The organism is Pseudoalteromonas fuliginea (assembly GCF_000690055.1).
In the GTDB taxonomy this organism is placed as follows: Bacteria; Pseudomonadota; Gammaproteobacteria; order Enterobacterales; family Alteromonadaceae; genus Pseudoalteromonas; species Pseudoalteromonas fuliginea.
Map to the genome: position 1 here is coordinate 1 of NZ_JJNZ01000017.1, position 15,131 is coordinate 15,131.

Below are 15,131 nucleotides of genomic sequence, written 5' to 3' on the forward strand. Positions count from 1 at the left end.
GCCAAGAGCTCATGCCGAACTCAGTAGTGAAACAAAACAGCTCGAAGGCGAGCCCCGGCCAACGATAGTGTAGCATTTGCTATGTGAAAGTAGGACATTACCAGGCTTCAAATTGTAGAGAGCCCGACTAGAAATAGTCGGGCTTTTTTACGTCTGCAGAAAAGTGATTCAGGGATTCCTCTAGAGCGAAGGACTTCTTAGTAAATCATTTATATCAATCAGCAATAATATTTAATCCATTTTAGAGGTTAAATCTGACCCTAACTGCGTTAAAAACCTCAAATATGAAACAACTGAATAACGAATTGTTGCCCTTCTTTTATCGACTCTGCTTAGTTATTGCTCTAATCTCAATTTATAGTCTGTTCCATTGTCTCGTTTATAAAATGTGACAGAGTTCGTTTAGGTGAAATTAGAATAATAAGGGCTTAATCATGAGTAAAGTTGAAAACCATCCGCATGGTATTTTTTGTTGGTCAGAACTTTGTACGCACAATTGGAAAGACGGTAAGGCGTTTTATACATCATTATTTGATTGGGGACATGAGGATCAACCTATTGGAGAGAACATATACTACACCATGCTACAAAAGCAAGGTGATGATATCGCTGCAATGTACGAAATGCCTAAAGAGCAAATTAGTGCAGAGATACCAAGTTATTGGTTGGCATATATTGCAGTCGATAATGTTGATGATTGTGCGCTAAAAGCGAAAGAGCTAGGTGCTGAAATTATTGCCGGTCCTCATGATGTTATGAATGCAGGTCGCATGCTTATGCTAAAAGATCCAGTAGGCGCAACTGTTGCACTATGGCAGGGGAATGATCATAAAGGTTGTAAGCGCTTAGGTGAATTAAATACGCCTTATTGGCATGAGTTAGCAACAAGAGATAGTAGAGTAAGTAGAGACTTTTACTGTGCTTTACTAGGCTGGGAAAGCGAAATAAAGCCTATGGAAGGGATGGACTACATTTTATTTTTAGTCGATGGACAACCAATTGCCGGTATGCTTGAAATGACAAGTGAATGGCCTGATGATACCCCTGTTCATTGGATGATTTATTTTGCAGTAGAGAGTTGCGATGTAATTGTTAGTAAAGCCGCTAACTTAGGCGGGCAAGTATGTGTTCCTGCAACAGACATCCCCGATGTTGGTCGCTTTAGTGTTATATGCGACCCTCAAGGTGCTGTATTTTCTGTGATCGAATCTGTTATGGATGACGTTTAAATAGTTACATTAGCTTTAGCGTTAATTTACTCGCTAGTTTGATATAATACTCGTCAATTAAATCGTCAGAAAGTGAAGAGAACGCAATGGAATTTGAACAAGATAGTAATTTAACCCTCCCTTTATTTCTATTAGATGAATCATTAAGTAATAGAGACTTAGAGCAGCCTGATTTTGAAATATCAATTGGACTTGATGATGAGTTACTTGCTCAAATTTGCCAGAACCCAAGTGAAGATAGCAGTGTCGCTATTACTGTTAGCGGTTATGAGTTGCTTATAACTAATCCTCTGTACTTAGCTATATTAGATCAAGAGCACGATGCGCAGATAACATTAACGCATGGCCCTCTTTTAAGTATTGTTTTGAATACTGAAGGTCAGAATACATTCGTTTCTCCTCAAATGGATATGATGCCCACCTTTGATTTAGGTGATGAGGACGACGAATGAGAAAAGTACTAATAAGTACGATAGTACTCATTATTTTAAGTGGTTGTGCATATTTGGGAAATGCTCACTACGATGATATTTTTGGACCTGAACAAACACAAGAGAGAATTGTGCCTCATACAACAGGTGCTGGTGCTGATTTTTTACAAAATGTAAAACCTGTACTCGATACCCGCTGCGTAGTTTGTCATGGTTGTTACGATGCACCTTGCCAGCTTAAGCTCTCATCACCTGAAGGTATTGACCGAGGTTTGAGTAAAGAGCTCGTTTACGATGGAACTCGTTTATTGGCAACGACCCCAAGCCGTTTATTATTTGATGCAACTAATACTCAGCAATGGCGAGAAAAAAACTTTACGCCAGTGCTAAATGAGCGCGTGCAAAGTGAAGAAGCTAACTTAGCGGGCAGTGTGTTATTTAATAGCTTAGTGTTAAAGCAAAGCCATGAATTGCCAGTAAATGAAGCGTTAGGTGATGAGTTTGACTTTTCGTTAGCGCGTTCGCAAACCTGCGCAACAATGGGGGAGTTCGATCGATTGGCAAGTGATCAACCTCATGGCGGCATGCCTTATGGTTTACCTGGTGTTTCGCGTGAAGAGTTTAATCATTTACAGAACTGGCTTAAAGGTGGTGGTAAAATGTCACATATTCAGCCACCAAGTAAGTATGATCAGAATAAAATAGCAGGCTGGGAAGCATTTTTAAATCAAGATAGCTTAAAGTATCAGTTATCAGCACGGTATATTTATGAGCATTGGTTTTTAGCACATATTTATTTTACTTCAGAAAACCCACAAAGCTTTTTCAAATTAGTTCGCTCAAGTACGCCTCCTGGTGAGGAAATAAAGTTAATTAACACGCGCCGCCCATACGATGACCCTAAAGTTAGCCGTGTTTATTATCGTTTTATGCAAGAGCGTACAACCATACTTTCTAAAACACATTTACCTCTTGAGCTTAATGAAGCTAAATTACTGCGTTTATATGAGCAGTTTATTGCGCCAGATTATACTGTTACGAAAATGCCTAGTTATGAGGCTAAGGCAGCATCTAACCCTTTTAAAACTTTCGAAGTTATTCCAATTAATTCTAAGTATCAATTTATGCTTGATGAGGCAGAGTTAATTATTATGGGCTTTATAAAAGGGCCTGTTTGTCGTGGTCAGATTGCTTTAAATGTTATAAACGATCATTTTTGGGTGGCTTTTGCTGATCCTAATAAAGTAGCGACTCCGGCTGTAGGGGAAATGCTAATGCAACATGAAGAGGCATTAGAACTTCCTGCCGCTGAGGAAAGTAATGCCTTACCCATTTCTAGCTGGGTTAAATATTCAGTTCGCGAGAAAAAGTATTTACAGGCGAAAGTTGAGCTGGCTAACAAAATGTTCAAAGGTGGTGAGCACCTTACAACAGACTTACTTTGGAAAGGTGATGGGCATAATAAAAATGCGGCACTAACTATTTTCCGCCATTTTGATAGTGCAACTGTAGTTAAAGGTTTTATTGGTCAAGAGCCTAAAACCACCTGGATATTAGATTATGCTTTGTTTGAGCGTATTCATTACTTACTGGTCGCTGGTTTTGATGTGTACGGTAATATAGGCCATCAATTAGTGACGCGTTTGTATATGGACTTTTTACGTTTAGAGGGAGAGCAAAACTTTTTAGCTTTATTACCTGAAAATAAACGCAATCAAATTAAAAAATACTGGTACCGAAAATCGCCGCCAAGCTTAGCTAAGTTTTTTAAAAATAATCGCGAATTTAGTCAACCTAGTGGTATTGAGTATAAAACGGATGATCCTCAACACGAGCTTTATGAGTTAATGAAAGAAGCATTAGCACCTGTGTTAAATGAGCAATATGATTATACTCAAGTTCCTAAAGATCTAAGTGTAATTAATTCTATGCCAGCAAAAGCTGTTAACTTATTACCGCAATTATCTTTTGTATTAGTTAAGCAAACTGATGGTAGCCATAAGGCGTACACGATTATCCATCATAATGCGCACTACAATATATCTAGTTTATTAAACGAAGATGGGCAGCGTGCTTATGATGAAGATACCGCGACTATTGTTCCTGGCTTTATCGGTGATTACCCAGCAGCTATTTGGTATTTAAATAACGGGCAGCAAGTAAATGCTTTTGCCGAGCAATTGCCTATGATGCAAATAGAAGCCGATTATGGTGCTTTGAAATCTAAGTTTGGTATTCGACGTACTCATCCACAGTTTTGGCAATACAGCGATATATTGCACGATACAGCTAAAAAGTATCGTGGGATAGAATATGGAATGTTCGATTATAATCGATTAGAGAATCGCTAATATAATTTTACTACTATGGCCCAGCTTGATGCTGGGCTTTTTTATTGGGTATTAATAATTCGCTTAATTATTTTGACTGATTCTTCGTTTTAAAAAATTAGTCTACACTTATATAAAAAAACTGGTTTATACATGTTCAATATTATTAAAAGCGTGAGAACACGTTACCGATGGGCACTAATTGCAATAGCGCTATTAATAAGTGGCTCTGCTTTATTAATGCAGCATAGTTTTTCTGTTCAAAAGTTTGATGCAAAAATTATTAACATCGCTGGTAGCCAGCGTATGCTCTCACAGAAAATTGCTTGGCACAGTAATGCTATGCTTAATATCAGTAATTACTCGCCCGCTCATACTGAGTCACTTGAAAAGTCCCTTAATACATTTAAAAAGTCCCATCAAATATTATTAACTAAAAACTCTGATGACGAATACATTTACTTAAATCCAGCGTTAGTAGACTTATATTTTGGTGAAACGATTGGGCTAGATAAAGCGGTATTTGACTATATAGAACAAACAGAGCGGCTTTTGTATCAGCAAGGAGAGATAAACCACTCAGTATTTTCTATAAAGCATGTTGAAACGTTATTAACAAAGCTTGATAAGGCAGTGAGCTTATTTGAATCTCAAGCTGTTAAAAAAGTAAATTGGGTCGCCAACCTAGAGATACTATGCTGGTTATTGGCAATGACATTATTACTTATTGAGTTAAGATTTGTTTTTATGCCAATGGAAAAAGAGGTTTCAGACACGCTTTTAGAGCTACAAAAACAAAAAGATTTTGTTTATCAAACAAGTCAAAATAAAGAACATTTTATTGCCAGAGCTAGTCACGAATTTAGAACACCTTTGCAGGGACTTATTACGTCTATTGAGGAGCTAGACGTTTCTGATAAACAGCAAAGCGTTAAAACCCAAGCTAACTATTGCGCGCTTAGGTTAATAGCCATATTAGATGAATTACAAGACTTGCAGGCTTTAAGTGCAGGTAAATGGGTACCGCATTTAAATGATGAAAACCTTCTAGAGTCGTGTAATAAAGTAATAATAGCTTACAAGCATGCGTGTAAGAAAAAAGGCCTAAAACTAGTTAGCTCTTTAGATGAATCGTTAAATTGTGTATGTAAATTGGATCATCAACGTTTGCAGCACACACTTACAGAATTAATTAGTAATGCAATTAAGTTTACACAAAAAGGTGAAATTACTGTTTCAGCTAAGCTTTTAAATGATGAATTTCATTTAACAGTGAGTGACACTGGCAGTGGCTTTTCGAAGAAGATTACCAGTCTTGAATTTGACTCATTTAAACAAACCAATCACTTTCAAGGGTTAAGAACAGGCCTAACCCGGGTTCAATACGTTGTAAAAGCACTGCATGGTGAAATTACTTTTACAAATAATAAAACTCATGGTGCTTTGGTGTCTTTGTATTTACCAGTGACAATAAGTAAAGCCCTCCCAACACCTCTTAAAGTAAACGACAAGCTAACGTGTTTAGTCGTTGAAGATAACCCATTAAACATTATGTTATTAACCCGCATACTTAGCTTTTTAGGTTTAAGCTATGATTGCGCAGAAAATGGTAAAGTCGCGTGTGATATGGTGAGTGAAAATCAGTACGATATTGTTTTTATGGACCTAAACATGCCAGTAATGGATGGGTTTGAGGCGATTAAAAAAATACGTTCCGATCTTAATAAAGTAATGCCAATTATTGTTATAACAGCAAATACCTCACAAAATGATATAGAGCGAGTTTATGAATACGGAGCTAACCTCCATATTCATAAGCCAATAAGCCAGCAAGCAATTAAAGACGCATTAAATAGTATTAGCGTTGTTAGGGCGTGTTGATCTTTGGTAGTTGAATTTGCAGCAGTATGTTTGGTTTTTAGGCAAGGCAGAGCCTATGTAGTGTGGTTATTCCCCATAAATAGGCGATAACGTAGCATAAATACCAAACATGCGCTGCCCATTGGGTTCTTTCTAGGGACGATTAACTCTTTGTTACTCGGTTTTGACTTAGCCCACTAGGTTACAAACCTCGCGCCGCGATTTAATCGTCCCTAGATTGAACAAATTTCAATCCACAAAGGTCAATACGCCCTAGTGAAATAAATTAATTTTGCAGATAACAAGCTTGCTAAGCACTTTTAATATACGTTAACTTGCTGTTTTAAGGTTTATTAGGAAAAGTTAGTGCAGTCAATTACGCTTGAGCAATTTAATGGTTACTTACAAGGGCAAGGTAAAAGCCGTTACGATATATGCAACCTAGATTGGCAAGTAAACCTAGGAGAACATTGGTTACTTTTAGGTGCTAATGGAGCTGGTAAATCTGCTCTGACAGCTGCGTTAATCGGTGAGGCTAAGTGCGAAAGTGGTAAGCGTATAAGTAGTATTAATAAGCTTATGCTCGTGTCTTCAGATTCGCATAAACAGTTACTAGCTCAAGAATTAGAGCATGAAAAGCACACCCTCGTTAAAGACCTTATTTTTACAGGGCATAGTAATAATGATGAATTATTAGCGCAGCTAATAGAATTATTTAAATTTAGCTCATTACTAAATAGGCATTTTAGAGACCTTTCAACGGGTGAAACTCGTAAACTCCTACTTATAAAAGCACTCAGCTCCCATAGTAAGTTAGTCGTGCTTGACGAGCCTTTTGATGGGCTCGACGTACAATCGTGCCAGCAACTTAATAAAATACTCATAGAGCTTAGCCAAACAATTACTTTTGTTTTTGTACTAAACCGCCTAGACGAAATCCCTTCATTCATTACTCATTATGGCTATGTAAACCAAGGTTGCTTGTTACATACTTTGGCAAAGCCAGACAAGGAGCAATTGAGTGATTTACTAAAACTACTTCATTTAGAACATACCTTATTGGATGTGCCATCTCCTGATACCGAGCAAGAGCAAAAGACATTCACTGGTAATACCTTAGTTAAATTGAGTAATGCTAAAGTTAGTTATAGTGACGTAAGCATATTCAAAAATCTCAATTGGACTATAAAAAAGCATCAGCATTGGCAGCTTACTGGAGCGAACGGTTCAGGTAAAACATGCCTATTAAATTTAATAACAGGTGATAACCCACAGTGTTATAACAATGACATTGAAGTGTTCGGTTTTAAACGCGGAACCGGGGAGAGTATTTGGGATATAAAACAGCATATTGGTTTTATATCTAACGCGCTACATATGGATTACCGCGTAAGTATATCGGCTTTAAATACTGTTATCTCAGGATTTTACGACAGCATAGGTTTATATCAAAAGCCGAGCGACGCACAAATTAATATTGCTAAGCAGTGGCTGGCATTTATTGGTTTAAGTGACAAGCAAAACACCTCATTCACCCAGCTTTCGTACGGCGATCAACGTATGCTTTTAATTGTGCGAGCTATGGTAAAGCATCCAACGTTACTTATTTTAGATGAACCTTGCTTAGGCTTAGATGAAGCAAACAGGCAGCGTGTACTGCTACTAATAGAGAAAATTTGTGCTGCCAATACAAGTACTGTGATTTATGTAAATCATCATGCGGCAGACAAAATTAAAGGAATAGAGAATTACTTAAAAATGGAAGACTTTCATTAAAAGCTCACAGAAAGGTTGAGCGAGAATTCACTCAACCCATTTTTATTTTAAAGACGAGTAACGCTAAAGCCTTTATCTCGAAGCTGTTTAAGTAACCCGTGTTTTTCAGGTAAATGCAGAGCGCCTACAGCAATAAATAGCTGCTCGTTTGCTAAACGCGGTGTGAGTTGTTTAACCCAATTATTATTGCGGTTAGTTAGCATTACTTGCTCGCTAATTTCACCGTAATTACTGTCATCAAAACTCATGTTGTAGTAATCGGTTAGTGTGTCCATGTCACCGCTTTTCCATGCATTAACTAACTTGATAAAGTAAGTATTAATATCGGCTAGTTGTTCAAAGGTTTCTTCAATCATTTCATTGCTTAATAGCGCCATACCATCAAACATTTGTAGTTGTTGCTCTAGAGTTTCAAGCTCACCAATTTTTATTTTATGTTCTTTAGCGTAAGCAAGTACTTGCTTGTCTATGCCGGTTTTATCTGAATATCCTGCATTTTGAAATTCAATTTGCATCATAGTCACCATAACAGCCCAAGGCTTTAAGCCATTAAACATAGCAATATCAATCGACTTTTTAGCAAAGTAATCTTTTAGCTTGGTATAATTTTGCTTTGAAAGCTCAGTTTGTAATGTTTTACCGTCACTTAGCATCATAAATGGCATTGAACGCTGCTGCATTTCAAGTGGAGTAAGTTTGCTTATATCAACTTCAACAACCACTTCTTTGCTTGCACTAATTGCATCGGTTACATTTTTAGGTAAGCCTTTCATGCTGGTATCACCAACGTGTACAGTGCCAAATAGGTAAGAGCTGACGCCATTTTTTTCTATTTTATATAAGGCAGGAGCTGCATAACTGTTAAAGCTAAATGTTATAAGTAATGCCACAATAAAAAAGTGGCTAACACGGGTAAGAGCATTCATGGTTTGTCCTTAAAATCTCGAAGGTTAGTAGTGTAAATACTAACCTAAATTTACTTCAGAGGTAACGTTAATATAAACGTTAGCGTATTGTTTTCGGTATTACTGGCCGTAATAGTAAAGCCATTTAAGTTACATAAGCTCTGTACAATTGATAATCCTAAACCATGGCGCTGGTTATTAGTTCTAGATGAATCTAGCTGATAGAGCGGGTCAAAAATAGCAGTGAGCTGTTCACTACTTAGTGGTTTATTTACTTTGTTACTAACAGAGATGCTCATGTTTGTGCTGTTATTTACGGCAGTTAATTTAATTGGCGCCTCAGGGAGTCCATAAAATAGTCCGTTATCGATTAAGTTACATAAAATGGTATTTAAACTAAATTCGTCAACATTAAGTGTAATCTCGTCACTTATTTCGTTATTTAAACGCGTTTTGATACTTGGATGCTTAAAGGTCAGCTCATCAATAATTTGATTTACTAAGTTATTTAGAATGATATTTTGCGCATTTAATTGCATTGTACTGCTACTTGAGCGCTGCAACAGTAATAGGTTGCTAGCAATTGTTTTCATGCGCTGTGAAATATTAAGTACATCACTGGTATAGGTGTCGCTAATACGTTTATCGTCAGGGTAGCGAATAGCCACCTCTGAGAGGCTTATGAGTTCAGCTATTGGGGTTTTTAGCTCGTGTGCAATGTCGCTTGTTAGGCGTTTTTCATTACTATAGAGTTGCTGATTAACGGTAATAAACTTATTTAGCTCGTTACGTATGGGTTCTATTTCTTCTACTTTAAAGTCGCTTTCTATTGTTTGCGCAACACCGGTAATATCGAGTAACTTAATTTGATCATTTAAATTATGTAGCGGGTGCAGGCCTTTATTTACAATACGTGTCACTAAATAGCGCACACCAAACACACCAAGCACACAGGTTAAAATAAAGACTACATCAATAATAATCAGTACTTTATTAAGTTCGGCTGTCGGCGCTGCAATCGCAAGAGTCATGGTATTAAAAACAGCAGAGTGAGTGGGGTTTCTATCGTCTTTTTGGGCTACAAAGTGACTTATAAGTGCGCGGCCATCACGCCCGTTAGGGAGCTCGTAATCTATAATTTTAGATTCGTTTATCGGCATTTCTAAAAAAGGCAGGTTAGCATTTTTATAAAGCGCTAATGAGTCCGAGCGCTCAAACACATCACGGCCATGCCATAACTGGTAAAACTCCGTGGCATCGGCTGCTTCATACTCCGACATAAATTCACCAGCAAAATCAAATTCAACCACGTTGTTGTCATCTTCAACTAAGGTTTTTAAGTAGTTAGCTTTGTTAGTTAAAGACTGATTGAACTGATCTTCCACCCAAGTATCAACGCTTAAATCAACGGTTAAAAATATGGTGAATAAAATAACTGAGATCACAGCGCTAATATTATTAACGAGTTTACGTTTTATTGAGTGACTTTTATTTTGTTGTTGCGACATAACCAAATCCACGTTTATTTTTTATCGGGAGCTCGCCGTCAAACTGTCTTACTTTTTTACGTATGGTTGAGATGTGTGCTTCAAGCGCATTTTTAGAGAGCATATCAAACTGACCTACCACCGCTTCACTTATAAGCTCGAGTCCTAATACTCGCTCTGGGGCATTAAATAAGCATTCTATTATTTTGTATTCATTGCGAGTGAGCTCAATGACATGTTGCTTGTAGTGAAGAGTTTTAAGCGAGAGATCTAATACGCAATCACCTACGGTAAGGGTATTTTGTTGGTTTTGCAGTGAACCACGACGAAGTAATGCAAGGACACGAGCATGGAGTTCTTCAAACGAAAATGGCTTAGTTAAATAATCGTCAGCGCCTTTCATAAGACCGTTAATTTTATCTTGAGGCTCACTTCGTGCAGATAAAATTAGCACACGGCTTTGGCTATTACTGCTGCGCAGTGCTTGTAAAATACTCATGCCATCAACACTGGGTAGCATTAAATCAAGTACAAGGAGGTCGTAGTTTCCACTCAGTGCCATACTCAACCCTTCTGAGCCATCACCTGTTTCATCTACGGTAAAACCAAGGTTGCTAAGGCCAACTTGCAAGCTGCGTCTTAGTGCTTCAGAGTCTTCAATAACGAGGATTTTCATGTTTACTCGGTTTATAAAAATAGCCTTGTTACTTTAACAAGGCTTTATTATCAAGTCACTGCAAGAATAATAACTAATGGTACCAACCATTTGTATAAGCTAGATTACCTAAGTTCGCGTGGGCTAGGGCTTTTTTAACTAGTTGCTCATCGTTTTCATATGGCACAAGCTGGTTATTGCTATACGTATAGGTGGTTGCTGGTTTTTGTGGTTGTAACACCACCACTTTATTATCGTGCATGTAGGCAAAGTTTTTGTCGTATTGCATCATTGCGCGTTGTTTGTTGTCGCTAATTGGCTTTGATAAATCATGACCTATCATAGGGTGCTTACCACTTGCGCCAATTAAAGACAGTAGAGTAACAGGAATATCGAGCTGGCTGGCTAGTTGGCTATCTCGTTTATGGGTAATACCTTTACCAAAAATAACGGCCGGAATTTTAAAGTGATCAACCGGTACTAAACTCGCCCCAGATACGCGCGAGTCGTGATCGGCAATAACTATAAATACAGTGTCGTCCCAGTAGCTCGATTTTTTAGCTTTTTCGATAAAGGTGCCTAGTGCGTAATCGGCATACTTGGCAGCATTATTACGAGTTTGTTTTTGTTTATCGTACAGCGTTATTTTATCGTCAGGAAAGTCATACGGACTATGGTTAGAACTTGAGAATATAAGACTAAAAAAGGGTTTGTTTTGATTTTTAAGCTTAGTAAGTTCTATGTTGGCTTGGTCGTACAAGTCTTCGTCTGATGCGCCCCACGAGCCATTAAAGTCTATTTTTTTAAAATTATTTGTATCTACGATACTTTTAAAACCGTTGCCTAAAAAGAAGCTGCGCATGTTATCAAAATGGCTTTCGCCCCCATAAATAAACTGCGTGTTGTAATTTTTCTTCGCTAAAAAATCAGCAATGGTAAAAAAGTCACGCTGTGATTTATCAAGCTTAACAACCGCACGCGAAGGCGTTGGTGTAAATCCTGTAATTACCGCCTCAATACCACGCACTGAACGTGTACCCGTGGCGTATAAATTATCAAACCCCCAGCCTTGTTTATAAAGGGCGTCTATATTAGGTGTAAGTGGTAAACCGCCAAGCGTGCCTACATAACGAGCACCTAAACTTTCTTGTAAAATAATGACTAGATTTTTTGGTTTACCTATATTACTTGCTTCATGAAACGTTTTTGTAGGGGCGGTTACATCACTAAATGTGCCTTGCGTATTTTGCATGTTACTACGCACAATACTAAGTAATTCATCGGTGGGCATTTTACCGTAATAGTCTTGACTCGATTGCTCATTAGAAAGTTGCTTAACTGCAAACGCGACGCTATAAAGTGAGTTAAGGGTTAAGTCGTTAAGTAAGTGATCGGTAGAAAACGAGACCATGGCGGGGTTAAGTGGTCTGTGCCCTAATGAGTTGCGGGCGCCAAAAATAGTTAAGCATACTAAAACAAGCGCTAAAATTGATTGATTTAAGCCTGTTAGTGATGACTGGCTTTGCCATTGATTGCTAAATACTTTACTTGCAAATTTACAGCTTAAAACAAGTGCTATAACAGCAATAAATACTTCTAACTTATAGCCTGAAAAAATCATTTTTGAGACTTCTTTAGGGTAAATTAAATATTCTATAAATAAGCGGTTTGGGCGTAAATCGTACTCGTTTATAAACGTAGGCGTAATCACTTCAAAAAAAACAAGTAAAGCAGACATCGTCACTAAATAAATTTTAATGAGGCCGCGTACTTTATTTTGCCAACCTACGCTTTGCATCAGTAAAGTAAGTAGTAATGCGGGCATAATAATGTAGCTTAGAGTGGCTATATCTACTCTTAACCCACCTATAAATATAGATAACCACGCATGCAATCCAAATACACGCTCCCCTTGCCATACACTTAGTCCAAAGCGAGCAAGTGTTAAAAAGCTAAGTGCCAAAACAGTAAATACAACAAAAATCCATATAGGGCCAAGTGCATTTTGTATTTTAGGTATAAAAGTTAGCTTTATGCCCATAACACAGCCCACCAAATAAGAGCGGCAATTAGCATAGCTATAAACACGCTTGCAGAGGCTATATCTTTAGCTAGCCCCGAAAGCTCATGGTATTCACTGCCAATTCTATCAACTACAACCTCAACTGCTGTATTTACCAGCTCAGCAAACAATACAAAAAGCAGGCTGGCTATAAGCAGTAATTTATCCTTTAGTGCAATTTCTTGTAGCCACACAAACACACCGAGTAACGAAAACAGTGCTAGCTCTTGTTGGAACGCCGCTTCAAATCGACTCATCCATTTTAAGCCGTTAAAAGAATGGCTTAAGGTAAAAATAAGGCGCATTAAGCCTTGGCGTTTTATAACGGTTTTATTACTCATAGTTTTATTTCGCTTGGTGTTGTTTGGCAGCTAGCAAGTAAATCAAGTGATGCCTGATACGTTTTGCTTTTAATGCCAATTAAATTTAAAAGGGTGTGAAAAATATTGTTGTGTGAGCGTGCAGCAGTGCTGTCTAAATTAGCCAAGCAGGTATTGGTAATGCGCTGATTATGCTCATCAGCCCACATATAAAGAGGAACATGCGTTTGTGTGCTAGGTGCAAAGCTATACGGAAAACCATGTAAATAAGCCCCACCTTCGCCAAGTGATTCGCCATGATCGGAGACATATAAAAACTGTTTATCTATGTTGTTTGGCAGTGCTTTTAATTGCTCAATTACCTGGGCGTTAACAAAGTCGCTGTACGCAATTGTGTTGTCGTAGGTATTAACTAATTCATCGAGTGAGCAGTTTTGAATGTCGCTTCTGTCGCACGTGGGCGTAAATTGCTTAAATTTTTCTGGGTAGCGTTTAAAGTAGGTTGGCCCGTGTGAGCCCATCATATGTAGGACAATAACGGTGTTAGCTTGGCTTAAATTAGCGAGTTTGCGTTTAAGTGGAGCAAGGAGTGCTTCATCAAAACAATATTTCCCATCGCAAAGCGCTGATGGGGTGGTTGGGATATCAATATTAACAACACGGGTGCATACGTTTTTACAGCCACTGTTGTTATCAACCCACAGTACGTCGCTGCCAGCTTGTTGTGCTAAGTCAACCAGATTTTGTTGGTTGTCGGCTGCTAATCGATCAAAGTTGTTTTGTGTTTGCAGTGAAAACATACACGGCACAGACACTGCAGTAGCGGTGCCACAAGACGCCACATTATTAAAATACGTCACATTATGCTTTTGTGTATAAGGGTTGGTGTTGCGCTTATAACCTTGATAAGCAAAGTTTTCTGCTCGTGCGGTTTCGCCAACAACCATAACTGTTACGCTGGTGGTGTTAGGCGCAATAAGAGAGGGTGCTGCATCTATATTTTTAAATTCCATATTGGTATACAGCAGCTGATCGCGCACATATTTATAACCGCTAGAGAGATACTGAAATGGGATGAGTTCTTTTTTCAAAATGCGGTTATTGCGGCCAGTGGCTGCGTAGTCGGCGTAAAAGTTTACGACCACTAAAGCAATTAGCGTTAAGCAGGCAACAATAAGTTTTATACGACTAATTGCTTCTTGGTGAGGGCGGGTAAAGTGTATTTTTACTTTGCTTAATATAAAAACAGGTAGCGCACAAAACAGTAGTAGAAAGCCTATGAGCTGCGGATTTAAATAGCTCAACGCTTCACTTGAGTCTGTTTCAAACGTGTTTTGAATCATCGAATAGTCAAACACGACGCCGTAATTTAATGAGCCGTAAAGTACGGCACTCGAAATTATCAGTAAAAGGTAGTTAATTGGTTTTAGTAACCACCTGACCGACACTATTGAAAAGAAAATAATTAAAAGGCATAACAAAAGCAGTGGCACTGAAAGTAAAAATAGCCATGAAAAAGATGCAAGGGAGGTGATGGCGCTAAACGAACCTTGAATAAAAGGAATGTTTATAACTAAACAGTAATAACAGGCAATTATCACTACAAAGGCATTTGCACTACAGTGAATGTAAAACCGCTTACTACGATTTGGCTTTTTTTGTGCTGGTGTTTGACTAATTACGTTCATATTTAGGCTCGTTTAAAATAACAACGCCATGCTATGCAACAACACTTAAGAGTCGCTTAAGAGAACCTACGCATTACCTGAAGGTGATAAATAATTTTATTTATAAAAATATTCTCAAAAATTAATCAAACCTTAAATAAGGGATATAAGAATAGTGAATTTCTGAGAATAAAATTAGAGCATAAAAAAACCACTACCAGCTTATATAGTGAATTTTAAAACCTGATAAATTGCCTTTTAGTCTTTTTGTTAGATTAACTTTGGTGTTGACTTAAAGGGCTTAGCGCGGTACTAATATAAAAAGAAAGCGAAGGAATAACCTTCGCGATAATTGAACAAAATTTGGTATTAATTACATGCTTACAAACGCACTTAACCTAGTCCTGAT

Annotated in this window: 11 protein-coding genes; 5 read left to right on the forward strand and 6 right to left on the reverse strand. The window is 37.9% G+C overall.

Annotated features, from left to right (window positions below; translation table 11 throughout):
• The first annotated feature begins 434 nt into the window (after positions 1–434).
• From DC53_RS15160 to DC53_RS15140, 5 genes are all read left to right on the forward strand, one after another.
• The gene (locus DC53_RS15160; protein WP_033028809.1) at positions 435–1,229 is read left to right on the forward strand and encodes a VOC family protein; all 795 of its coding nucleotides are present in this window, start codon (positions 435–437) and stop codon (positions 1,227–1,229) included.
• A gap of 86 nt (positions 1,230–1,315) precedes the next feature.
• On the forward strand, positions 1,316–1,681 hold the full coding sequence (locus DC53_RS15155; RefSeq protein ID WP_002959878.1) for a hypothetical protein: 366 nt from the start codon (positions 1,316–1,318) through the stop codon (positions 1,679–1,681).
• Complete coding sequence (locus DC53_RS15150) at positions 1,678–4,011, forward strand: fatty acid cis/trans isomerase (protein WP_033028810.1); 2,334 nt, start codon at positions 1,678–1,680, stop codon at positions 4,009–4,011. Before DC53_RS15155 ends, DC53_RS15150 begins: the two co-directional genes overlap by 4 nt.
• Before the next feature lie 132 nt (positions 4,012–4,143).
• On the forward strand, positions 4,144–5,871 hold the full coding sequence (locus DC53_RS15145; protein ID WP_033028811.1) for a response regulator: 1,728 nt from the start codon (positions 4,144–4,146) through the stop codon (positions 5,869–5,871).
• A 345-nt stretch (positions 5,872–6,216) separates the two neighbouring features.
• Positions 6,217–7,626 carry an ATP-binding cassette domain-containing protein gene (locus tag DC53_RS15140; RefSeq protein ID WP_033028812.1) on the forward strand — a complete coding sequence of 470 codons (1,410 nt, stop codon included), beginning with the start codon at positions 6,217–6,219 and terminating at the stop codon, positions 7,624–7,626.
• 47 nt (positions 7,627–7,673) lie between these two features.
• On the opposite strand, the gene DC53_RS15135 is transcribed toward DC53_RS15140, so the two are convergent.
• The 6 genes from DC53_RS15135 to DC53_RS15110 all read right to left on the reverse strand — a co-directional run bounded on the left by DC53_RS15135 (position 7,674) and on the right by DC53_RS15110 (position 14,743).
• On the reverse strand, positions 7,674–8,552 hold the full coding sequence (locus tag DC53_RS15135) for a TraB/GumN family protein (protein WP_033028813.1): 879 nt from the start codon (positions 8,550–8,552) through the stop codon (positions 7,674–7,676).
• A gap of 50 nt (positions 8,553–8,602) precedes the next feature.
• On the reverse strand, positions 8,603–10,039 hold the full coding sequence (locus DC53_RS15130) for a sensor histidine kinase (RefSeq protein WP_033028814.1): 1,437 nt from the start codon (positions 10,037–10,039) through the stop codon (positions 8,603–8,605).
• Entirely contained in the window at positions 10,020–10,694 is a 675-nt protein-coding gene (locus DC53_RS15125) for a response regulator transcription factor (RefSeq protein ID WP_033028815.1), read from the reverse strand. Before DC53_RS15125 ends, DC53_RS15130 begins: the two co-directional genes overlap by 20 nt.
• 73 nt (positions 10,695–10,767) lie before the next feature.
• The gene (locus DC53_RS15120; RefSeq protein ID WP_033028816.1) at positions 10,768–12,714 is read right to left on the reverse strand and encodes an LTA synthase family protein; all 1,947 of its coding nucleotides are present in this window, start codon (positions 12,712–12,714) and stop codon (positions 10,768–10,770) included.
• Positions 12,705–13,076: a diacylglycerol kinase gene (locus DC53_RS15115; RefSeq protein ID WP_007377290.1), complete on the reverse strand. Its 372-nt coding sequence runs from the start codon at positions 13,074–13,076 to the stop codon at positions 12,705–12,707. Before DC53_RS15115 ends, DC53_RS15120 begins: the two co-directional genes overlap by 10 nt.
• A complete protein-coding gene (locus DC53_RS15110; RefSeq protein ID WP_033028817.1) occupies positions 13,073–14,743 on the reverse strand; it encodes a phosphoethanolamine transferase in 1,671 nt (556 codons plus the stop codon). Before DC53_RS15110 ends, DC53_RS15115 begins: the two co-directional genes overlap by 4 nt.
• Between the last annotated feature and the right edge of the window lie 388 nt (positions 14,744–15,131).